The following is a 21,459-nucleotide window of genomic DNA, read 5'->3' on the forward strand; positions in this document are numbered from 1 at the left end:
AAAAGCACTGATGCCCTCAGCACTGTTTTTCCAATTTCCCTGATTTCCAACCGAAAAGAAAACGCCGCCACCTGGCCGGTTGAACCGGCGAGGCAGCGGCGTTTTGCATTATCGAGTGTCCGTTTATTGACCGAAAGTGCGCTGCCACCAGCCGCGGCGCGGCGTGCCGTCTTCATTTTCACCTTCGTCACCGGCCTCGCCATTCACCGTAACCGCTTCGGCGGTTTCCGCGGGGGAGGCGGCTTCGACGGGCGCCTGGATAGCCGGTGCGGCCTCTGCGGCAGCGGTTTCCTCGACCACCGGATCGGCCTTCTTGCGGCGAGTGCGCTTGGGTTTGGCAGGCGCCTCTTCGGCAACCGGAGCAGGTTCGGCAGCAACGGCTTCCTCAGCGACCGGCTCCACCTTCTTGCGACGGGTGCGCTTGGGCTTGGCAGGCGCCTCTTCGGCAACCGGCTCCTCCCGCACGACTTCCACCGGAGCTTCGACCGCTTCGGCTTCGGCGGCAGGCGCAGCAGCTTCCTTCGCCTTGCGCGCACGCGGACGGCGGCGGGTCTTGGGCGCTTCCTCCTCGGCAGGCGCTTCGGGAGCCGTTTCCACTACCGGTTCCGGAGCGGCCTCAGCCTCGACGGACTCCTCACTGGCGGCCGAACCTTCGCTCAACCCTTCCTCGCCTGCCTCACGACGGCGCCGTCCACCCCGACGGCCGCGGCGGCCGCGGCGACGGCCTTCGCCCTCACCCTCGACAGCGGCTTCGACCGGTGCAGCTTCGGCTTCGGCTTCACCCTCGACTTCCTCTGCCTCGTCGGAAATGTCGGCGTCCTCGCCAGCATCGCCTTCAGCCGCAGGCTCGGCGCGATGCTCATCGCGCTGCCCGCCCCGGCGGCGACGGCGACGACGGCGGCGACGGCCACCCTCGCGATCCTCGCCACGGTCGCCATGCTCCTCATGCGCGGCTTCGACTTCCTCGACCTCTTCCTCGTCCAGTTCCTCGACGATTTCGAGATCGTCCTCTTCCTCGACGATCGGCGTATAGTCGACCACCCGCTCCGGACGCGGCCCGCTGGCCTCGACCGACATGCGCGCGCCCTCGACTTCGCCATCGGGCAGGATCGCGATGCGCACGCCATAGCGCTGCTCGATCTCGTCCAGTTCGCGGCGCTTGTTGTTGAGGACGTAGAAAGCCGCTTCCTGGCTGGCGCGCAGGGTGATCAGGCTGCCGCGACCACGCGCCGCTTCCTCTTCCAGCATGCGAAGCGCCGACAGACCCGCCGACGAAGCCGTCCGCACCAGCCCCGTGCCTTCGCAATGCGGGCACTGGCGGGTCGACGCTTCAAGCACGCCGGTGCGCAGACGCTGGCGGCTCATTTCCATCAGGCCGAAGCCCGAAATGCGGCCGACCTGGATGCGGGCGCGATCGTCCTTCAGCGCCTCCTTCATCGCCTTCTCGACCTTGCGGATGTTGGAGTTCATCTCCATGTCGATGAAGTCGATGACGACCAGGCCCGCCATGTCGCGCAGGCGGAGCTGCCGGGCAATCTCGCGGGCGGCTTCCAGATTGGTGGCGACGGCGGTCTGCTCGATGCCATGCTCGCGGGTCGACCGGCCCGAGTTGATGTCGATCGACACCAGCGCCTCGGTCGGGTTGATGACCAGATAGCCGCCGGATTTGAGCTGTACGACCGGATTGTACATCCCGGCGAGCTGATCCTCGACGCTGGCGCGCTGGAACAGCGAGATCGGATCGGCATATTGCTTCACCCGGCGCGCATGGCTGGGCATCAGCAGCTTCATGAAATCCTTGGCGGCCTTATAGCCATATTCGCCCTCGACGATGACCTCTTCGATATCCTTGTTGTAGATATCGCGGATCGCCCGCTTGATGAGGTCGCTGTCATTGTGGATCAGCGCGGGGGCGTCGGATTTCAGCGTGTTTTCGCGGATTTCGTCCCACAGACGGGCGAGATAGTCGAAGTCGCGTTTGATCTCCGGCTTGGTGCGTTGCAGCCCGGCGGTGCGGACGATGCAACCCATGGTGGAGGGTAGCGCCATTTCCGCGATGATCGACTTCAGGCGCTTGCGGTCGGCAGCGTTGCTGATCTTGCGCGAAATCCCGCCGCCATGGCTGGTGTTCGGCATCAGCACGCAATAACGGCCCGCGAGCGACAAATAGGTGGTCAGCGCCGCGCCCTTGTTGCCGCGCTCTTCCTTGACGACCTGCACCAGCAGCACCTGGCGGCGCTTGATGACGTCCTGAATCTTGTAGCGGCGGCGCAGCGCCATGCGCTTGCGGCGCAGCTCGTCGGCGGCCTCGTCGCCCTTGCCGCGACGGCCACGGCCATTGCGGCCGCCCTCGGCGCCTTCGCTGGCCGCAGCTTCGCCTTCATGATCTTCATCGTCATGATGATGGGTGGCCTCGACGACTTCCAGGCCACCGTCGGACGCGCCGCCATGTTCCTCATCATCATCGAAATCGGCGCGCAGCGCGGCCTCTTCCTCGGCATGCTCGCGTTCCTCGCGCAGCAGCGCTTCGCGGTCCTCGCGGGGAATTTGATAATAATCGGGGTGGATTTCGCTGAAAGCGAGGAAACCATGGCGATTGCCGCCATAATCGACGAAGGCCGCCTGGAGCGAAGGCTCTACACGAGTAACCTTGGCGAGATAGATATTGCCCTTGAGCTGCTTGTGCTCGGCCGATTCGAAGTCGAATTCCTCGATCCGGTTACCTTTGACGACCGCGACCCGGGTCTCTTCCCGGTGGCGCGCATCGATCAGCATACGCATTGTCATTTATGAGTCTCCGGCGTTGGCGGCCAGCGGCGCTGGGCCGGGCTGCCACGCGATAGTAAGGGGACGGCGCGAGTTGCTGCATCGTCCGGTTTTGAAGGAAAAAACGCGTGTCTGCTGCCGGGGCAGGGCCGGACCATGTGCCGGACACCACCAACCACGCCGCATCGCCCGGAACCGGGGCCAGCGTGGATTGGAAATCATGCCTCATGCAGCGTCAACCTGTTCGTGCATCCGTGCCGGGCGTTGTCGCCCGCCGGTGCCATCGTGAATATCCCCGAAAGGACTGCCGCCGAATATGGCGCGTCTTTTGGGAATGTGAATGGGTAGCAGTCAAAATGGCAAGGAGCAACGGCCACTCGAAATATTGTTTCGCGGCTTTCGCTCCCGGCGGAACTTCGCCCGGCGGTCTATAGCGATCATGGTGAAGATGGGGTTAACCTTGCCGTTTCGATGCGCGAAAAGCGGCTATGCTTCATATCGCCGGGATAGCGCCGGGACGATCGGTGGACGGGCGTCATGAAATTCGGCTGGACGGCCAAGGCCCGTACGTTGCACAAGCGGCGCATGTTCCAAAGTCTTGCGCTCGCAAGCATGATCCTCTCCGGCGCGCCGCTTTCCGCCGTTATCCCCGATGGCGGCCGGGCGGGCATGCGCTTTGACGCGCCCGCGCATATGGCCTCGCGCCCGGCCAGGCGTCTTCACAGCATCACCGTGCCGATCCCGCCTGTGGCGCGGGGCCTGTCGCTGCCGCCGGTGGAGGGGCCGCGCGACGCATCCCGCCCGCTGGTGGTGATCGACGCCGGCCATGGCGGCCATGATCCCGGCGCGGTCAACCGCGAAAATGGCGAGCGGGAGAAGGATGTGACGCTGGCCATCGCGCAGGCGGTCCGCGACCAACTGGTCAAGTCAGGCCGCGTCCGGGTGGCGCTGACCCGCAACGCCGACCGCTTCCTGGTGCTGCAGGAACGCTATGGCATTGCCCGCAAGCTGAACGCCGACCTGTTCATCTCCATCCACGCCGATTCGGCGGACAATGACATGGCGCGGGGCGCGACCGTCTATACCCTGTCCGAGACCGCCTCCGACCGCGAAGCCGCCCGCCTTGCCGCGCGCGAGAACAAGGCCGACTTTCTGAACGGCGTCAATCTGGGCGGCCAGTCGAACGATGTTTCCTCGATCCTGATCGACCTGACGCAGCGGGAATCGATGAACATTTCGGTGAGCTTCGCCCGGCTGCTCCAACGCGAGGCCGCGCCCTATGTCCCGTTCCGCAGCGCGGCGCATCGCTTCGCCTCGCTGATGGTGCTGAAGGCTCCGGATACCCCCTCGGTGCTGTTCGAAACGGGCTATATTTCCAACACGGCCGATGCGGCTTTCCTGGCGTCGAAGGAAGGTCAGGCGAATATCGCCAAGGGCGTCGCCCGCGCCATCGAAGTGCATTTCGCCCGCAAGCTGACGATGCGCGGGGATGGGACGGGCGGCTGAGAAGGTCCGGACCGGCCGACATTCCGTTCAAAGCATTCCACTCTGGCGCTTCACCCATTTTGACCGTACAGCCTCGACCATCATGGAAGAGGCTCGCCCCAAAAACGCCGCATCGTCCTTCATCCATCGCCTGCGTAGCGGCGCGAGCGGACTTCGGGAAAGGCTCGCACCCCATTGGGACAAGCGCTGGTTCCGCTGGATCGCGGTCGGCCTTGGCGGCCTCATCCTCGCTTATGCGCTTTTCTGGCTGATCTTCGCGCGCGGCCTGCCGGACGCGGCGACGCTGCTGGAATATGAACCGCCGCTGCCGACGATCGTGCGCGACACCGACGGCCAGCCGGTCCACAGCTATGCCCGTGAGCGCCGCGTCCAGCTGCAATATAGCGATTATCCGCCGCTGCTGATCCGCGCCTATCTGTCGGCGGAGGACAAGACCTTCTTCGAACATCATGGCGTCGACATTCCCGGTTTCTTCGGCGCGGTGTTCGACTATGCGACCAAGATCGGCTCGGGCCAGCGCGCGCGCGGCGGATCGACCATCACCCAGCAGGTGGCCAAGAACCTGCTGATCGGTGACGAATATTCCCCCACGCGCAAGGTGAAGGAAATGATCCTCGCCTATCGCATGGAAGGGGTGTTGACCAAGCAGCAGATCCTGGAACTCTATCTCAACCAGATTTTCCTCGGCCGCAACGCCTACGGCGTGCAGGCGGCTGCCCGCGCTTATTTCGACAAGGATGTGGGCGACCTCAAGCTGCATGAAATGGCCTATCTCGCGATCCTGCCCAAAGGTCCGGCCAATTATCGCCCGGAAAGCCCCACCGGCCATGAACGCGCGCTGGAGCGCCGCAACTGGGCTCTTGGCGAAATGGTCAAGAATGGCTGGATCACCCAGGCCCAGCGCGATGAGGCGCAGGCCCAGCCGCTCGGCACCGTGGCGGCGCATGGCTCCAGCTTCGATGCCCGCGCAGGCGGCTATTATATGGAGGAAGTGCGCCGCCGCCTGATCCAGCAATTCGGGGAAAAGGCATCGGACGGTCCGAACAGCGTCTATGCCGGCGGCCTCTGGGTGCGCAGCCCCTATGACCCGAAGATTCAGGATCTGACGACCACGGCGCTCCGCAACGGCCTGCTGCGCTTCGATGCGGGCAAGGGCTGGTCCGGGCCGATCGGCAGGATCGACATGGATCGCGGCTGGCATCGTGAACTGGCGGCGAGCTATATCGACGTCGACTATGCCGGATGGCGCGTCGCCGTGATCGTCAGCCGGAACAGCGGCGCCGCGCAGATCGGCTTTTCCGACGGATCGACGGGCACGCTGTCCGCCGATGCGGCGCAACTGCCCTATCGCAAGAGCGGCGGCCCGGCCTTCGCTGCGATGAAGCCCGGCGACCTGATCGTGGTGGCGCGCAACGGCTCGTCATGGGCGCTGCGCAACGTCCCCGAAGTCTCCGGCGGCATGGTGGTGGAGGAAACCCATTCGGGCCGCGTCCGCGCCATGCAGGGCGGCTTCGACAACCGCCTCTCCTCCTATAACCGCGCCACCCAGGCGATGCGCCAGCCCGGATCGACCATCAAGCCCTTTGTCTACGCCGCCGCGCTGGACAATGGCATGACCCCGGCCTCGATCATCGTCGACGGACCGCTCTGCGTCTATCAGGGCGCGGGCGTTGGCCAGAAATGCTTCCGCAATTTCACTGGCGGCAGCGCCGGGCCGCAGACCATGCGCTGGGGCGTCGAGCAGTCGCGCAACCTGATGACGGTGCGCGCCGCCAGCCAGACCGGCATGGACCGCGTCGTGCGCACCATCAAGGCGATGGGGATCGGTGATTACCAGCCCTATCTCTCCTTTGCGTTGGGCGCCGGCGAAACCACGGTCGAGCGGATGGTGAACGCCTATGCCATGCTCGCCAATCAGGGGCGGCAGCTTAGCCCCAAGCTGATGGACTATGTGCAGGACCGGCGCGGCAAGGTGATCTGGCCGCTGCGCTGGCGCGCTTGCGATGGCTGCAACATGGCGAACTGGGACGGCAAGGCCATGCCCCGCTTCGGCTTCGAGGGGCGGCAGGTGATGAACCCGATGACCGCCTATCAGGTCGTGCACATTGCCGAGGGCGTCATCCAGCGCGGCACCGCCACGGTGCTGGCGGATTTGAAGCGCCCGCTGTTCGGCAAGACCGGCACCACCAACGGCCCGACCAATGTCTGGTTCGTCGGCGGATCGCCCGATATCGTGGCGGGCGTCTATATCGGCTATGACCAGCCGAGGAGCCTGGGCGGCTGGGCGCAGGGCGGCCGCGTCGCCGCGCCGATCTGGAAAGCGGCGATGACGCCGGTGCTGGAGGCGATGCCCAAGACGCCCTTCATCGCCCCGGCGGGCATCCGCATGGTCACCATCGACCGCCGCTCGGGCAAGCGCGTCTATGGCGTCTGGCCGACCGATGAGCCCAAGCCCGCTGTGATCTGGGAAGCGTTCAAGCCCGAATCCGAACCCCGCCGATCGATCCGCAAGGAAGAGGTGGCCGCGCAGGACAAGGCCGCCGCGCGCGTCGAAGCCGCCGTCCAGCGCCGCCAGCGCACCGACAGCGACTTCCTGCAGGATCAGGGCGGGATTTACTAAATTCTCCCTGCGCGAAGCGTGGGGAGAATTTGAGCTCGTCCCCCGCAAGGATTGAATCTTCCCAAACTCTCCGCGCTCGGATAGGGCCGGGCGCATGATGCGTTTCCTGCACGAACAGGAAACATGCGAATGTCTGGAGACCTCCCATGCGCGCCGAAGCGCAGCAATATATAGACCGCATCGACGCCGCGCTGGACCTGCTGCGCCGCTTCCTCGACTGGGACCGCGCCCTTCGCCGCCTCGACGAACTGAACGCCCGCGTCGAGGATCCGACGCTTTGGGACAATCAGAAACAGGCGCAGGAAGTGATGCGGGAGCGCACACGGCTCGAAGCCGCGATCGGCGCAACCCGCGCCATCGACGGCGAGAAGACCGACACCGCCGAACTCATCGAAATGGCCGATGCGGAGGGTGACGAGGATATGGTCACCGAAGCCATCGCCTCGCTGAAGGCGCTGGCCGACCGCGCCGACGAGGACAAGATCAAGGCGCTGCTGGCGGGCGAGGCCGACGCCAGCGACACCTATCTGGAAATCCATGCGGGCGCGGGCGGCACGGAAAGCCAGGATTGGGCGGAAATGCTCAGCCGCATGTATCGCCGCTGGGCTGAACGGCGCGGCTATAAGGTCGAGCTGGTCGACTATCAGGCGGGCGACCAGGCGGGCATCAAGTCCGCCACCTTCCTGTTCAAGGGCGAGAATGCCTATGGCTATGCCAAGACCGAAAGCGGCGTGCATCGCCTGGTCCGCATCAGCCCCTATGACAGCTCGGCCCGCCGCCACACCAGCTTCTCGTCAGTCTGGGTCTATCCGGTGATCGACGACGATATCGATATCGAGGTGAAGGAAAGCGACCTCAAGATCGACACCTACCGCGCCAGCGGGGCAGGCGGTCAGCACGTCAACACCACGGACTCGGCGGTCCGCATCACCCACGTTCCGTCGGGCATCATCGTCGCCAGCCAGAACGACCGTTCGCAGCACAAGAACCGCGCAACGGCCATGAACATGCTGAAGGCGCGCCTCTATGAAGCGGAACTGCGTCGCCGCGAGGAAGCGGCATCGACCGACTATCAGGCCAAGACCGAGATCGGCTGGGGCCACCAGATCCGCTCCTATGTGCTTCAGCCCTATCAGCTCGTGAAGGACTTGCGCACCGGCGTCACCTCCACCTCGCCTGACGATGTGCTGGACGGCGCGCTCGATCCCTTCATGGCGGCCGCGCTCAGCCAGAAAGTGACCGGCGAGAAGGTCGACGTGGAGGATGTCGACTGATGAAGCGTTTGCCAGCGGCCAGAGCTTGGGCGCTGACGGGCTGCTTGGCTTTGCTGGCGGGCTGCGGCCCGTTCTCGTCGGACAAGAATAGCGATCGCCCGGCCGCCGCCCGCGCCTTTCCGCGCGCCGATCGCCCGGTGGCGCCGATCGTCTCCACCCGCTGGTCGAGCGAGGAGGCGCGCGACCGGGTGAACGAAGCCGAAGACATCATGAACCGCGCCGGCATCCGTTCCGGCATGACGGTGGCGGACATTGGCGCGGGCGAGGGCTATTACACCGTGCGCCTCGCGAAGAGGGTGGGCGACAGGGGCCGCGTCCTGGCCGAAGACATCATGCCCGAGGTGATCGACGCCTTGAGCCGCCGCATCACGCGGGAGGACTGGCGCAATGTCAGCGTCCGGCTGGGCGCGCCGGAGAACCCCAGGCTGCCTGAAAACAGCTTCGACCGCATCCTCATGGTCCATATGTATCATGAGATTGCCGAACCCTACGCCTTTCTGTGGAACCTCAGTCCAGCGCTCAAGCCGGGTGGCGAGCTGATCGTGGTGGACGCCGATCGTCCGACCGACCAGCACGGCACGCCGCCGCGCCTGCTGGCCTGCGAATTGGCGGCCATGGGCTTCCGTCTGGAGGAACTGATTCCCAAGCCGACGGCGGGCGGCTATTTCGCCCGGTTCAAGCGCATTGCCGCACGGCCCGAACCATCCTCCATCGTCCCCTGTGCCTTGCGGTCCTGATCCGTTACGGCCGGCTAACGCTTTTCTTTGCGCATATTATGGTTAATGGGCGGACAACCATGATTCGATGGACGCTTTTGACCATTTTATGATCATATGCCTTGGGGGGAGGGCAGGATATGGCTGACCTGACTGGCGCCGCCGGGCAGCGGCGGCACGATCCGCGCCACAAGATGTTCGGACCCGTCGCCTTGCGTTTCGGCGGCACGGCGGCCCGGGCGCATTTTCTGGACCTGTCTTGCTCGGGCGCGCTGGCCCATTGCGAAACGCCGCCCAGGACCGGCACCTATCTCATCGTCGAGGCGCTGGGCATGCAGGCGAGCGGCCGGGTCATGTGGTCCAATGGCAAGCGTTTCGGCATTCAGTTCAACCAGCCCTTGACCCAGCATGCCTTGGCCGTGTGGATCGAAGGCGCCTGAATAGCCGTTCCTTCATCCCTTCTGCCGCCACTTCCGGAATAGCGATACGCCCAACAGCCCGCCGCCGACCAGCGCCGCGATCGCTACCCCGGCGCTCGCCAGTGCCCAGGCGCCGGCCGCCAGCAAGCCAGTCAGGAAATCGACGATGATCAGCGTAAGGTGAATCATTACGCTAGGAAGACGTTATTCCTGCCCAAGTTCCTTCGCCTCCTGATATTTCAGCTCCAGGAAGCGGTTCTGCACCGCCAGCTTGTCGAGATCGCCGCTCGCCAGCGTCTCGCTCATCCGGGCGATTTCCGCGTCGATGACGCCAAGCCCGTCGATCAACTGCTTTTCCGGGACGCGGCCATTGCGCTCCTCGCGCCGCAACGGTTCGGGGATGGATTGATAGCCGGTGACGAGTTCGGGCAGATGATCGGCCAGCAATTTGCGGATTTCCTGCGCCGCCGGATCCTGCTCGCCCAGCCTTTCGAGTTGCGGCGCCAGCGTCTCCAGCTTGACGCCGATGCTGTCGACCAAAGTGACGGCGGGGGCGGGCAGAGCCTTCCGCTGATTTTCGAGCCAAATCTCGGTCTGGAGCGGCAGGGCGGTGAGCGCGGTCTCCGCCAGCGCCTCTGTCCTGACGCGCTTTTCTCCCGGCAGCGCCGCGATCAGGAGCACCGCCGCCAGCATGACGCCCAGCGCGATCATGACCCCGCTTGTCCCGATCGGCGCCACAAAGCCCGCCACCGCGCTGCCGATCAGCACCGCGATCACTGCCCAGAAGGCATATTTGACCTTGCGCATCAGCGCGGCATTGCGCCTTTGCCGCGCGCGTGCCGAGAGGCTCTGCCCGCGTTCGCTATGGCGGCGGAGCACCGCTTCGGCATCGGCCAGGACGCGTTCGGACCGGCTCATCCTGTCAGGCCTCGATCGAACTCAGCAGCGGATTGTCGACGCGTGCCTGTTGCGCGGCCTGCGCCTGTCCTTCTGCGCGGGCGATATAGCCCTTGGATTTCTCGACCTCGTTCGACAGCGTGGACACCGTCGTCTTCATATTCTCCAGCGCCTTCAGCTTGAACGTGTCGATACTGTCCATCGTATCGTAGATATTCTGGAAGGCGCGTTGCAGCGTCTCGATCGGAATAGTGCTGGAGGCCGCCTGCTCGTGTATCTGCGCGGTCTGGGTCTTCAGCATCTCGCCGGTCGAATCGATCATGTTCGCGGTGGTGGTGTTGAGCGCGGTGATCTGCTCCAGCACCAGGCGCTGCCCGACCAGCGCCTGCGCCACGGTGACGGCGGTGCGCAGCGCGGCGACAGTGGTGGTGCCGGCGCGGTCCACGCCCTTCACCAGTTCGACATTGTTCTTCTTGACCAGATCGAGCGCCAGATAGCCCTGCACCGTCACCGCCATCTGCGTCAGCAGATCCTGCGTGCGCTGGCGAATGTAGAAAAGCGCGCTCTCGCGGATCGCCTTGGCCTTGGCCGGGTCCGCTGAATCCAGCTCCAGCGCCTTCGCCTCCAGCCGGGCGTCCAGCGTCTGGGAGATATGGATCATCTGCTCCAGACGGCCCATGGTCTGCCACATATTCTGCCGCTCGACATCGATGGCGGCATTGTCCTTGATCAGCACGTCCTTGCCGCTGGCGAGCGACCCGAGGATCGAATTGATGTGGCTCTGCGCGCTTTTATAGCTGTCGAAATAATCGCGCATCCGGTTGCCGAAGGGGATCAGGCCGAACAGCTTCTTGGGCGCGGTCAGGCTGCCGCGCTTGCCCGGATCAAGGTCTTCGATGGTCCGGCGCAGTTCGGCCAGATCGACGCCGACCTTGTTGTCGCTGTCCATGGCGCGCACCGGGCGGTCGAGAAAACGGTTGGAATGTCCCGCAGCCTCCGCGATTTCCTTGCGCCCCATATTGGTGAGCTGGTCGACGCGCTGCCCAAATTCGGGCGAATTGGCGTCCTGCGCGACCAGATCGTCGATGAAGGCATCGACCTTTTCGTCCAGCTTCGACCTTTTCTCGTCTTCCAGGGGCACCAGCCCTGCCGCTTTTTCGGGCGCGACGGGCGGCACCGGGTCGGGCGGGGTGAGGTTCAGCGTATCGGCGGTGGCGGTCGGCGCGGTCGAAGCCATGTCATCTCCCAGGGGCCATCAAGCGTTTGCACTGTTATATGTATATAGAACAGTCCGGCTGCAAGCCTGTGCCGCACGCTAAAGGCCTGCCCGTGCCATTGCAATCGCTCCTGCCCCACCCGCAAAGCTTGCCGCAGCGCGTCATTTCCTGTAGGGGCGCGCCCGATAGTCCTGGACAGGCGTGGTGCCCGCCGGGAAACCTTAAATCCCAAAGGCAAGACATGTCCCTGCGTAATATCGCGATCATCGCGCACGTCGACCATGGCAAGACCACGCTCGTCGACCAGCTTTTCCGCCAGTCCGGCACCTTCCGCGACAATCAGCGCGTCGAGGAACGCGCGATGGATTCGAACGACCTCGAAAAGGAACGGGGCATCACCATCCTGGCGAAGCCGACCTCGGTCGAGTGGAACGGGATCCGCATCAACATCGTCGACACGCCTGGCCACGCCGACTTCGGCGGCGAGGTGGAGCGCATCCTCTCCATGGTCGACGGCGTGATCCTGCTGGTCGACTCGTCGGAAGGCGCGATGCCGCAGACCAAGTTCGTGACCGGCAAGGCGCTGGCGCTGGGTCTGCGCCCGATCGTCGTCGTCAACAAGGTCGACCGCCCCGATGAGCGCATCCAGGAAGTGCTGGACGAAGTGTTCGACCTGTTCGTGACGCTGGACGCCACTGACGAGCAGCTCGATTTCCCGGTCCTCTATGCCTCGGGCCGCAACGGCTATGCCAGCGACAACCCCAGCCGCCGCGAGGGCACGCTGGAGCCGATGTTCCAGAAGATCGTCGATCATGTGCCGCCGCCGTCGCTGGATCAGGAGGCGCCGTTCAGCTTCCTCGTGACGCTGCTCGACCGCGACAATTTCCTCGGCCGCATCCTGACCGGCCGCGTCCAGTCGGGCACGGTCAAGGTCAACCAGCCGATCCACGCGCTCGACATGGACGGCAATGTGATCGAAACCGGCCGCGCGTCGAAGATCATGTCGTTCCGCGGCCTGGATCGCGTGCCGGTGGATGAGGCGAAGGCGGGCGACATCATCTCGCTCGCCGGTCTGACCGTCGCGACCGTGGCCAACACCATCTGCGATACATCGGTCAGCGTGCCGATCAAGGCGCAGCCGATCGATCCGCCGACCCTGTCGATGCGCTTCGCCGTCAACGATTCGCCGATGGCGGGCCGCGAAGGCAGCAAGGTGACGAGCCGCATGATCCGCGACCGTCTGGCCCGCGAAGCCGAATCGAACGTCGCCATCAAGGTGACGGAGAGCGACGACAAGGACAGCTTCGAAGTCGCCGGCCGTGGCGAATTGCAGCTGGGCGTGCTCATCGAAACCATGCGCCGCGAAGGCTTTGAACTCGGCATCTCGCGCCCCCGCGTGCTGTTCGGGGAGGATGAGAACGGCAACAGGACCGAGCCTTATGAAATCGTCGTCATCGACGTGGACGATGAATTTTCCGGCACGGTCGTCGACAAGATGAACATCCGCAAGGCCGAGATGACCGACATGCGTCCTTCGGGCGGCGGCAAGACCCGCATCACCTTCTCCGCGCCGTCGCGCGGCCTGATCGGCTATCATGGCGAATTCCTGTCCGACACGCGCGGCACCGGCATCATGAACCGCCTGTTCGAGAAATATGGGCCGCACAAGGGCAAGATCGAAGGCCGCAAGAACGGCGTGCTGATCTCCAACGGCGCGGGTGAGGCCAATGCCTATGCGCTCGGCCCGCTGGAAGAGCGCGGTATCCTGATGGTCGGCGTGGGCGAGGCGCTCTACGAAGGCATGATCATCGGTGAAAACGCCAAGCCGGAAGACCTGGAAGTCAACCCGATGAAGTCGAAGGCGCTGACCAACTTCCGCGCCAGCGGCAAGGATGACAGCATCCGCCTGACCCCGCCGCGCAAGCTGACGCTGGAGCAGGCCATCGCCTATATCGATGACGATGAAATGGTCGAAGTGACGCCCAAGAACATCCGCCTGCGCAAGCGCTATCTCGACCCGAACGAGCGCAAGCGCATGTCGCGGGCCAAGGCTGCCGCCTGATCGGGTTTTGAGGGATGAAAAAAGGGGCCGGCATCGCGAGACGCCGGCCTTTTTTTCGTGGGAAGTCCGGCAAGGCCGATTGTAGCCATTGAGAGATGCGCGCTCCTGCGAAGGCAGGAGCAGGCTGCACCCCAACATCTTCCCGCAAACCTATTTGCACCCTCGTAAAGCTGCTGGCCTCCCCGCTGCGCCCTCTTTATGGTCGCGCCGTCTGCTCTTCCCGCGAAAGCTTTTCATGCATCTTCTCATTGGCCTAGCCGGCATCGCGCTGATCCTTGCCATTGCCTTCGCCTTGTCCTCCGACCGCCGCGCCGTCCGGCCGCGGGTCGTGGGCGCGGCATTCCTGTTGCAGGCAGGCATCGCTCTGCTGGTGCTCTATGTGCCTGCCGGACGTGCGGTGATCGCGGGCATGTCGCATGGCGTGTCGAACCTGCTTGGCTATGCGCAGGCGGGGACAGACTTCATCTTCGGCCCGCTCGCCAGGCCGGAAATCGGCGGGGCCAGCTTCGCCATCGCCGCGCTGCCGGTGATCATCTTCTTCGCCAGCCTGGTGTCGATCCTCTATTATCTGGGCATCATGCAGCAGATCGTCCGCTGGGTCGGCGGCGCGATCGAGAAGGTGACGGGCGTGTCCAAGGTCGAAAGCCTGTGCGCCGCCGCCAATATCTTCGTCGGCCAGAGCGAGAGCCCGCTCGTCATCCGCCCGTATCTGGCGGGCCTCACCCCGCCGCAGCTCTTCGCCGTCATGACCAGCGGCATGGCGGGCGTGGCGGGCACCATCCTGGCGGCCTATGCCTCCATGGGGATCAAGATCGACTATCTGCTTGCCGCGAGCTTCATGTCCGCGCCCGGCGGTCTTCTGATGGCGAAGATCATGATGCCCGACGAGCCGGAGCGCGAACCCGAACTGCCCTTGGGCGACCATCCCGACATCGCCCTGCCCGAAACCCGTATCAGCGGCGCCGGTCCCGCCGCGCTGCTGCCCGAAGCGACGCCCGGCGAGCCGATGCCGCCCGCGACCCATGACGAGGAAAAGCCCGCCAATCTGATCATGGCGGCGGCGCAGGGCGCGCAGACCGGCGTGAAGCTGGCCGTCGCGGTCGGTGCCATGGTACTGGCCTTCGTGGCGCTGGTGGCGCTGGCCAACGGCATATTGGGCGGGATCGGCGGCTGGTTCGGCTATTCGAACCTCAGCTTCCAGCAACTGCTCGGCTATGTGTTTTCGCCGGTCATGTATCTGCTCAACATCCCCTGGAACGAAGCACAGATCGCGGGCGGCCTGTTCGGTACCAAGGTCGTGCTGAACGAGTTCGTCGCCTATATCAATCTGGGCCAGGTGCAGGGCGCGCTGTCGCCCGCGACCATCGCCATCGTCACCTTCGCGCTTTGCGGCTTCGCCAATTTCAGCTCGATCGCGATCCAGATGGCCGTCACCGGCAATCTCGCGCCCAACCAACGGCCAGTGATCGCGCGGCTGGGGTTGAAGGCGCTGGTGGCGGGCAGCCTCGCCAATCTCATGAGCGCGGCGCTGGCGGGCCTGATGCTCAGCCTGCGCTGATCGTTCCGAGTCTATAACGAAAGTTCTACCCGTTGCCGGTAGAATCGGTTATGGTTAACCCATGGGGGCGAAACGCATATTCGGGCTGGCAGTCATGCTGTCGGCGGTCATGGGAATGGCACCGGCCATCGCGCAGGCGCCAAAGCCCGGCACGTTGGAAAGCTATAAGGACTGGACCATCGGCTGCGACAATCGCAACCGGTGCGAGGCCGTGTCGCTGTTGCCCGAGGGCGGCGATTGGCCCGATACGCCGGTCATGCTGGGCATCAGCCGGGATGCCGGCGCAGCCGCCGATTCCGAAATCTGGGTCAGCCGCGACGCCAAGGGGCGCGAGACGCTGGACTTTCTGATCGATGGCCGCAAGATCGCCAGCGCGGCGAGCGTGGATGGCGAAGCCAGCGTGCAGGGGCCGCAGGCGTCCGCGCTGGCCATCGCCATGGCGAAGGGTGGGGGCATGGAAATCCGCTCCGGCGCCAAGCGGATCGATCGGCCGTCGCTGGCCGGGTCAGCCGCCGCGCTGCGCTATATGGATGCGAAACAGGGTCGGGCAGGAACGGTGGCGGCTCTGGTCGTGACCGGCCCGCTCGCCCGCAGCGCCGTGCGCCCCGCGCCTGCCATCCCGTCGATCCGGCGCGCCACCGTGCCCGGCGGTGCGGAACCGCCTGCGCTCTGGCGCGAGGAACTGACCTCGCTTGGCACATTCACCGGCTGCGCCGATGAGATGAAGGACGCATCCTCTCCCCCCGATCTGTATCGCCTCTCGAAGACGGAGACGCTGGTATTGGTGCCCTGCGGCGCTGGAGCCTATAATTTCACGTCCGTCCCGGTGATCGCCACCGGCATAGCGGGGCGCCGGATCTTCCGCTTCGCCAGCTTCGATTATCAGCCGGGCTGGAGCGAGGATGCCAGCCATCCGATGCTGGTCAATGCAAGCTGGGCGCCGGAGACTTCTACCCTGCAAAGCTATGCCAAGGGCCGGGGCTTGGGCGATTGCGGCGGCAGCGAATCCTATGTGTGGGACGGAACGCGTTTCCGTTTGGTCGAGGCCAGCGCCATGGGAGAATGCCGTGGCGCCTGGCACTGGATCACCACCTGGTCCGCGAAGGTCACCGAATAGGACCGCGAGCTGTGATCCTTTCTCATGTCTGGGCGAGGATCAGCGAAAACAGCCCGTCCGCATCGCTCCATTCGCGCACCGGCTCCCATCCGCCTGCGCGCAGCAGCAGCCTTTCGTCGCGTGCGCCATATTTATGGCTGCTTTCGGTATGGATCGTCTCGTCCGCCGCCATGCGAAAACATTGTCCCGCGACGTGGAAGTGCAAGGGCCGCACCGCCTCCAGATGCATTTCGATCCGCGCCTTGTCATCGTTCCAGATGGCCCGGTGAACGAAGCCGTCCAGCGGCAGGTCGCCCTCCAACTCGCGGTTGATGCGGGCGATCAGGTTGAGGTTGAACGCCGCCGTCACCCCGGCCGCATCATCATAGGCGGAGATCAGCCGGTCGCGGTCCTTGATCCGGTCCATGCCGATCAGCAGCATCGCCTCCTCGCCCAGCAGCCGCCACATCGCCCGAAGCAGGTCGACCGCCGCATCGGGTTCCATATTGCCGATGGTCGATCCCGGGAAAAAGCCGAGGCGCGGCAAGCCATCGATCGCGGCGGGCAAGGCCAGTTCGCCGTTGAAATCGCCCACCACCGGCAGCACGGGCAGACCGGGAAAGGCCGATGCCAGTTCGGCGCTCGCGGCGCGAAGAAAATCGCCGCTGATGTCGATCGGCACATAGGCGGCGGGGTCGACGGCGCGCAGCAGATGCGGGGTCTTGCGCGAACTGCCCGCGCCGAATTCCACCACTGCCCGGCCGGTGCCGATGGCTTGGGCGAAATCCGGGCCATGCCGTTCCAGCAGCGCGGTTTCGGTGCGCGTCGGATAATATTCGGGCAGGTCGGTGATCGCCTCGAACAGTTCCGACCCGCGCCGGTCGTAGAACCAGATGGGCGGCGTCGCCTTGGGGTGGCGCGACAGCCCCTCGATAATGTCCCTCCGAAAAGCCGGATCGGGCGCGCGCAGCGGCAGCGTAGCGTCCTTAGTCAGCAGCATCGCCTCACAAATCCTTTGCCAGCCGCAGCCCGGTGAACTGCCAGCGTTGATGGGGGTAGAAGAAATTGCGGTAACTCGCCCGCATATGGCCGCGTGGGGTGGCGCAACTGCCGCCCTTCAGCACGAACTGGCCCGACATGAACTTGCCATTATATTCGCCCACGGCGCCTTCCGCCGCCCGAAAGCCGGGATGCGGGCGAAAGGCGCTGCCGGTCCATTCCCAGACATCGCCGTACATTTGGGTCAGCGCCGATCCGCCCTCCGGCGCGCGGGGGCGGGGGCAGGCGGGGCCATCCAACTGGTTGCCGCTGGTCGGCGCGACGTTCAGCGCGGCGCTTTCCCATTCCGCCTCGGTCGGCAATCGCGCACCGGCCCAGTTCGCATAGGCGTCCGCCTCATACAGGCTGATATGGCTGACGGGCGCGGCGGGATTGACCGGCTTGCGGCCATCCAGCCCGAAGCGCGTCCAGCCCTGATCGCCGCGCCGCCAGTAAAGCGGCGCGTCTATCCCCTCGGCCCGGACCCAGGCCCAGCCATCCGACAGCCAGTGGGAGGGATCGTCATAGGCTCCATCCTCGATGAAGTTGATCCATTCACCGTTGGTGATAAGCCGGTGCGCCAGGGCGTGCGGGTGGAGCACCGCCTTGTGACGGGGCGTTTCGCAATCGAAGGCGAAATCGCTCTTGCCGTCGTCACCGATCTCGACCAGCCCCTGCCGCCCCTCTATCCAGTGCAGCGGGCCGGGAACCGGCGCAGGCAGCGCATTGGGCGCGGCGAACAATGCGGGTTCCAGCGGATTGAGCGACAGCAGATGCTGCATGTCGGTCAGCAGCAGTTCCTGATGCTGCTGCTCATGGTGGAGGCCCAGCAGCACCAGCGCCTGCGCATCGGGCATCAGCATCGGCAGGGCGGTGATCAGCGCCTTGTCGACATGAGCGCGATAGGCGCGGATTTCCTTGAGTGTCGGCCGGGTCAGCATGCCCCGCATCGGCCGGGCATGGCGCGGCCCCTCCGCCTCATAATAGCTGTTGAACAGATAGGCGTAATGCGGGTCGAAGGGCTTGTAGCCCGCCATATGATCGCGCAGGACGAAGCTTTCGAAGAACCAGCTTACATGCGCCAGATGCCATTTGGCGGGCGATGCGTCGGGCATGGACTGGACGGTCGCATCGGCGTCGGACAGCGGCGCGGCCAGCGCTTCGCTTAGCGCCCTGACCTCGCGATAGCGGGTGATAAGGTCGATCTGGCTCGGTGCTGTCCGGCTTCTGGCCATGCATGCCCCTCCGATACGGTTGCGCCGCTCTCGCGGGACAATCGCATGAAGGGGCGGTTAGGTTCCGACCGGAAGACTGGGATATTAGGTGGGGCTAGGATTGGCCAATGCAAGCCATTGAGCGCATCCGTGTTCCTGCGAAGGCAGGAACCCAGTTCCGCCGCTTGTGGATCATCGCACCGTAGGAACTGGGCTCCTGCCTTTGCAGGAGCACGATGCACTTCAAGAAAAAGCGCTAAGCAGACCGTCCGCCTTCCACCCAATCCGGCCCACCTCTCCCCTAACTATAAACGGAAGCAGAGGGCTTTTCGGCCCGCCGGATCTGATCGCGCCCGGATCGCTTGGCGCGGTGGAGCGCTTCGTCTGCCTGGTCGATCGCCGCCGTCACCGGGCCGCCGCGCCAGGCGCAAAGCCCGGCAGAAAAGGTGATCGGCTGGCCGTTTACCGCGCCGACCGGCTCCTGCCGCATCCGTTCCGCGATGCGGGCCAGCGACCAACTCGCCTCATCCTCGATCGCGTCCTGATAGAAGATGGCGAATTCCTGGCCGCCCCAGCGGGCGACGATGTCGATGCGGCGGGTCTGCGACGACAGGCGCGTGGCGAAGTCGGCCAACAGGCGGTCCCCGGCATCATGGCCCAGTTGGCCGTTGACCTGCTCGAAATGGTCGATGTCGATGATCGCAATACACCCCCTGCGCCTGGCGAGCGGCAGCGCGTCGAGCTGCGCCAGGAAGCCGCGCTGGTTGGCGATGCCGGTCAGCGCGTCCTCATGCGCGGCGATGTTCAGTTCGTCGACCTGTTCCTGCGTCATTACGGCCGCCCGGCGCATTCCGGAAAAGAGTCTGGAGATGATGTCGCTGATTTCAGGCAGGGCCAGCGCGCTTCGTCTCCCTTCGGGCTCTTCCACCATCCCTTCCCGCTCATGGATCGGGTCCAGCAAGGCGCCGATGCCCAGCAATGCTCCTGCGGCGGCCGCCAAGGTGGCGAGCATCAGGATGATGAACTCCGCCCATGCGAACCGCCCCGTTGCCGCGCCCCAGCCGATATAGGCCAGCAGTGGCAGGTGCGTGGTGGCGAAGCAGAGCGCGAAGAGCCGGAACCGCAGGGCGCGGGGAAAGAGGAAGGAAGTTGCGAGGTAGAACTGCATCCCTGGACCCTGTCGTTGAAATCGAGGCCCAAAATTGGTGCGGCGTGTAAAGGGGGAATGAAGGAACAGGGTTAATGCCTGTTCCATGGACGAATCGTGCCCTTCAAGAGTCGAATGGTCAGCGGGATGCGCCCGGCACCCATTTGACGTCGCCCGCGCCATTGCCGTTGAGGCGCCGTGCCAGCACGAACAGCAGGTCGGAAAGCCGGTTGAGATAGGCCAGCGCCTGGGGATTGAGCGCCACCTCCGCCGCTGCGGCGGTCGCGCTCCGTTCCGCGCGTCGGGTGACGGCGCGGGCGAGGTGCACCGCTGCGGCGGCTGCCGATCCGCCCGGCAGGATGAAGCTGTCCAGTGGCGCCAGTTCGGCGTTCATTGCATCGATCTGCCCTTCCAGCCGCTCGACCTGGGACGCGACGATGCGCAGCGCCCAGGGCTCATCCTCCCCTTCGGGAATGGGTGTGGCAAGGTCGGCGCCCAGATCGAACAGATCGTTCTGGATGGTGGTCAGCCAACCCGCTTCCGGCGCGGCGCCGATCGCGACGATGGCAAGGCCGATGGCGCTGTTCGCTTCATCGACGTCGCCCACCGCCTGCATGCGCGGAGCATGTTTGGGCAGGCGCGATCCGTCGACAAGGCCGGTGGTGCCCGCATCGCCGGTGCGGGTGTATATCTTGTTGAGCTTCACCATGACCGGCCAACCCCCGTCAACCGTTGCCCTTCATCAGCAGCAGGATGGCGACGATGATCACGGCCACCGCCTGGAACAGGATGCGGTTCATCATCATCCTGTTCTGCTTGAGGCTGGATTGGCTTGGCCCGCCCTCGGGCGAGTTCAACTGTTCCTTGCTTGCCTGCAGAAAGGCGACGATCCCCCGGATCAGCGCGAACAGGGTGGCGCCCATGGCCAGGATTAGGGCGATGACGAGAAGGGTGTTCATGTCATGAATCTAGGCTGTCGCCAGAGAAATGCCAATCGGAAAGCGCATGTGGCGGAGGTCGTCGGCCAGACGCTGCGGATCGGCGCCCTGCGCCCGCAGATCGGCCAGCGCGATCGACCCGTCGCGCTTGGCCAACCGCCTGCCGTCCTGCCCCAATAGTAAGGGATGGTGGATATAGGCGGGTGAGGGCAGGTCGAGCAGCGCCTGGATCAGCCGGTGAATATCCGTTGCGTCCCGCAGATCGTCGCCGCGCAGCACATGGGTCACGCCCATCGCCGCATCGTCCAGAGTGCAGGACAGGTGGTAGCTGGCGGGGGCATCCTTGCGCGCCAGCACGACGTCGCCTGCCGCAATCGGTCTGGCCTTGATCACCTGCGCCTGTAACCCATCTTCCAGCGGAAAGGGCAGCGCGTTCCAGCTAACAGACCCCACTCGTTCCACCGCCTGCGCCATGTCGATCCGCCACGCATGGGGCTGGCCCACAGCGATCCGCCGCGCCCGTTCCTCCTCGGCCAACCCTTTGCACGTCCCCGGATAGATCGGTCCTTCCGGTCCGTGCGGCGCCATGGCGCTTGCCGCGATATCGGCGCGGGTGCAGTAGCAGGGATAGAGCAATCCCATCGCCTCCAGCCGCCGCAACGCCGCTTCATAATGGTCCAGTCGCGCCGACTGAAAGACGATGTCGCCGTCCCATGCGACGCCCAGCCAGTGCAGATCCTCGACGATCCCGGCGACATGTTCCGGCCGGCTGCGTGTGCCGTCGATATCCTCGATCCGGAGGCGGAATGATCCGCCTTGCGCGCGGGCCATGTCCATGGCCAGCAATGCCGACCAGGCGTGTCCGACATGCAACCTACCGGTTGGGCTCGGTGCGAAGCGAGTCACCATATGCTGTGGTCTGGGGGATTGAATCATACTGGCCCTTGACGGGATGGGGTCGTTAATGCTGTCATGCTCCCGTCACGTTTCT

18 protein-coding genes are annotated in these 21,459 nt (G+C 64.9%); 8 read left to right on the plus strand and 10 right to left on the minus strand.

Annotation, left to right across the window (positions count from 1 at the left end):
* Positions 1-123: 123 nt before the first annotated feature.
* On the minus strand, positions 124-2,787 hold the full coding sequence (locus tag VVT58_RS14010; protein ID WP_327752496.1) for a ribonuclease E/G: 2,664 nt from the start codon (positions 2,785-2,787) through the stop codon (positions 124-126).
* 516 nt (positions 2,788-3,303) lie between these two features.
* Here VVT58_RS14010 and VVT58_RS14015 point away from each other — a divergent pair.
* The 5 genes from VVT58_RS14015 (at position 3,304) to VVT58_RS14035 (ending at position 9,322) form a co-directional block, all read left to right on the plus strand.
* Positions 3,304-4,272, plus strand: a complete 969-nt coding sequence (locus tag VVT58_RS14015; protein ID WP_327752495.1) for an N-acetylmuramoyl-L-alanine amidase — start codon at positions 3,304-3,306, stop codon at positions 4,270-4,272.
* Between the two features lie 82 nt (positions 4,273-4,354).
* The gene (locus VVT58_RS14020; RefSeq protein ID WP_327752494.1) at positions 4,355-6,892 is read left to right on the plus strand and encodes a transglycosylase domain-containing protein; all 2,538 of its coding nucleotides are present in this window, start codon (positions 4,355-4,357) and stop codon (positions 6,890-6,892) included.
* Between the two features lie 146 nt (positions 6,893-7,038).
* Positions 7,039-8,166, plus strand: coding sequence for a peptide chain release factor 2 (gene prfB, locus VVT58_RS14025; protein ID WP_327752493.1), 1,128 nt, complete (start codon positions 7,039-7,041; stop codon positions 8,164-8,166).
* Positions 8,166-8,903: a methyltransferase domain-containing protein gene (locus tag VVT58_RS14030; RefSeq protein WP_327752492.1), complete on the plus strand. Its 738-nt coding sequence runs from the start codon at positions 8,166-8,168 to the stop codon at positions 8,901-8,903. The genes prfB and VVT58_RS14030 overlap by 1 nt, the downstream gene beginning before the upstream one ends.
* A gap of 119 nt (positions 8,904-9,022) precedes the next feature.
* Positions 9,023-9,322: a PilZ domain-containing protein gene (locus tag VVT58_RS14035; RefSeq protein ID WP_327752491.1), complete on the plus strand. Its 300-nt coding sequence runs from the start codon at positions 9,023-9,025 to the stop codon at positions 9,320-9,322.
* 12 nt (positions 9,323-9,334) lie between these two features.
* Here VVT58_RS14035 and VVT58_RS14040 read toward each other — a convergent pair whose 3' ends face one another.
* From VVT58_RS14040 to VVT58_RS14050, 3 genes are read right to left on the minus strand one after another with little or no spacing between them, the layout of a single operon-like run.
* Complete coding sequence (locus VVT58_RS14040) at positions 9,335-9,490, minus strand: hypothetical protein (protein WP_327752490.1); 156 nt, start codon at positions 9,488-9,490, stop codon at positions 9,335-9,337.
* A gap of 15 nt (positions 9,491-9,505) precedes the next feature.
* Positions 9,506-10,219, minus strand: coding sequence for a hypothetical protein (locus VVT58_RS14045; protein ID WP_087574979.1), 714 nt, complete (start codon positions 10,217-10,219; stop codon positions 9,506-9,508).
* 4 nt (positions 10,220-10,223) lie between these two features.
* A complete protein-coding gene (locus VVT58_RS14050; protein ID WP_327752489.1) occupies positions 10,224-11,435 on the minus strand; it encodes a toxic anion resistance protein in 1,212 nt (403 codons plus the stop codon).
* Between the two features lie 221 nt (positions 11,436-11,656).
* Here VVT58_RS14050 and typA point away from each other — a divergent pair, with 221 nt between their 5' ends.
* From typA to VVT58_RS14065, 3 genes are all read left to right on the plus strand, one after another.
* A complete protein-coding gene (gene typA / locus VVT58_RS14055) occupies positions 11,657-13,477 on the plus strand; it encodes a translational GTPase TypA (protein ID WP_327752488.1) in 1,821 nt (606 codons plus the stop codon).
* A gap of 235 nt (positions 13,478-13,712) precedes the next feature.
* A complete protein-coding gene (locus VVT58_RS14060; RefSeq protein WP_087574981.1) occupies positions 13,713-15,035 on the plus strand; it encodes a NupC/NupG family nucleoside CNT transporter in 1,323 nt (440 codons plus the stop codon).
* Between the two features lie 61 nt (positions 15,036-15,096).
* Positions 15,097-16,152, plus strand: a complete 1,056-nt coding sequence (locus VVT58_RS14065; protein WP_327752487.1) for a DUF1176 domain-containing protein — start codon at positions 15,097-15,099, stop codon at positions 16,150-16,152.
* Positions 16,153-16,174: 22 nt separating this feature from the next.
* Here the strand turns inward: VVT58_RS14065 and egtD are convergent, their stop codons facing one another.
* From egtD to gluQRS, 6 genes are all read right to left on the minus strand, one after another.
* Complete coding sequence (egtD, locus tag VVT58_RS14070) at positions 16,175-17,131, minus strand: L-histidine N(alpha)-methyltransferase (RefSeq protein ID WP_327752486.1); 957 nt, start codon at positions 17,129-17,131, stop codon at positions 16,175-16,177.
* Between the two features lie 4 nt (positions 17,132-17,135).
* A complete protein-coding gene (gene egtB, locus VVT58_RS14075) occupies positions 17,136-18,404 on the minus strand; it encodes an ergothioneine biosynthesis protein EgtB (RefSeq protein WP_327752485.1) in 1,269 nt (422 codons plus the stop codon).
* Positions 18,405-18,684: 280 nt separating this feature from the next.
* Positions 18,685-19,551, minus strand: a complete 867-nt coding sequence (locus VVT58_RS14080) for a GGDEF domain-containing protein (RefSeq protein WP_327752484.1) — start codon at positions 19,549-19,551, stop codon at positions 18,685-18,687.
* A 118-nt stretch (positions 19,552-19,669) separates the two neighbouring features.
* Entirely contained in the window at positions 19,670-20,239 is a 570-nt protein-coding gene (locus tag VVT58_RS14085; RefSeq protein WP_327752483.1) for a cob(I)yrinic acid a,c-diamide adenosyltransferase, read from the minus strand.
* Positions 20,240-20,255: 16 nt separating this feature from the next.
* Positions 20,256-20,489 (minus strand): twin transmembrane helix small protein, encoded by a 234-nt coding sequence (locus VVT58_RS14090; RefSeq protein ID WP_066560645.1) that lies wholly within the window; start codon positions 20,487-20,489, stop codon positions 20,256-20,258.
* Between the two features lie 9 nt (positions 20,490-20,498).
* Positions 20,499-21,377, minus strand: coding sequence for a tRNA glutamyl-Q(34) synthetase GluQRS (gene gluQRS, locus VVT58_RS14095; protein ID WP_327752482.1), 879 nt, complete (start codon positions 21,375-21,377; stop codon positions 20,499-20,501).
* Between the last annotated feature and the right edge of the window lie 82 nt (positions 21,378-21,459).

Source organism: Sphingobium sp. SJ10-10 (assembly GCF_036038995.2).
Classification (GTDB): Bacteria; Pseudomonadota; Alphaproteobacteria; order Sphingomonadales; family Sphingomonadaceae; genus Sphingobium.

Bases quoted from the DNA above. Each gene is read 5' to 3' on its own strand.
- VVT58_RS14010 (WP_327752496.1), bottom strand. From the start codon at position 2,787: ATGACAATGCGTATGCTGATCGATGCGCGCCACCGGGAAGAGACCCGG.
- VVT58_RS14015 (WP_327752495.1), top strand. From the start codon at position 3,304: ATGAAATTCGGCTGGACGGCCAAGGCCCGTACGTTGCACAAGCGGCGC.
- VVT58_RS14020 (WP_327752494.1), top strand. From the start codon at position 4,355: ATGGAAGAGGCTCGCCCCAAAAACGCCGCATCGTCCTTCATCCATCGC.
- prfB (WP_327752493.1), top strand. From the start codon at position 7,039: ATGCGCGCCGAAGCGCAGCAATATATAGACCGCATCGACGCCGCGCTG.
- VVT58_RS14030 (WP_327752492.1), top strand. From the start codon at position 8,166: ATGAAGCGTTTGCCAGCGGCCAGAGCTTGGGCGCTGACGGGCTGCTTG.
- VVT58_RS14035 (WP_327752491.1), top strand. From the start codon at position 9,023: ATGGCTGACCTGACTGGCGCCGCCGGGCAGCGGCGGCACGATCCGCGC.
- VVT58_RS14040 (WP_327752490.1), bottom strand. From the start codon at position 9,490: ATGATTCACCTTACGCTGATCATCGTCGATTTCCTGACTGGCTTGCTG.
- VVT58_RS14045 (WP_087574979.1), bottom strand. From the start codon at position 10,219: ATGAGCCGGTCCGAACGCGTCCTGGCCGATGCCGAAGCGGTGCTCCGC.
- VVT58_RS14050 (WP_327752489.1), bottom strand. From the start codon at position 11,435: ATGGCTTCGACCGCGCCGACCGCCACCGCCGATACGCTGAACCTCACC.
- typA (WP_327752488.1), top strand. From the start codon at position 11,657: ATGTCCCTGCGTAATATCGCGATCATCGCGCACGTCGACCATGGCAAG.
- VVT58_RS14060 (WP_087574981.1), top strand. From the start codon at position 13,713: ATGCATCTTCTCATTGGCCTAGCCGGCATCGCGCTGATCCTTGCCATT.
- VVT58_RS14065 (WP_327752487.1), top strand. From the start codon at position 15,097: ATGGGGGCGAAACGCATATTCGGGCTGGCAGTCATGCTGTCGGCGGTC.
- egtD (WP_327752486.1), bottom strand. From the start codon at position 17,131: ATGCTGCTGACTAAGGACGCTACGCTGCCGCTGCGCGCGCCCGATCCG.
- egtB (WP_327752485.1), bottom strand. From the start codon at position 18,404: ATGGCCAGAAGCCGGACAGCACCGAGCCAGATCGACCTTATCACCCGC.
- VVT58_RS14080 (WP_327752484.1), bottom strand. From the start codon at position 19,551: ATGCAGTTCTACCTCGCAACTTCCTTCCTCTTTCCCCGCGCCCTGCGG.
- VVT58_RS14085 (WP_327752483.1), bottom strand. From the start codon at position 20,239: ATGGTGAAGCTCAACAAGATATACACCCGCACCGGCGATGCGGGCACC.
- VVT58_RS14090 (WP_066560645.1), bottom strand. From the start codon at position 20,489: ATGAACACCCTTCTCGTCATCGCCCTAATCCTGGCCATGGGCGCCACC.
- gluQRS (WP_327752482.1), bottom strand. From the start codon at position 21,377: ATGGTGACTCGCTTCGCACCGAGCCCAACCGGTAGGTTGCATGTCGGA.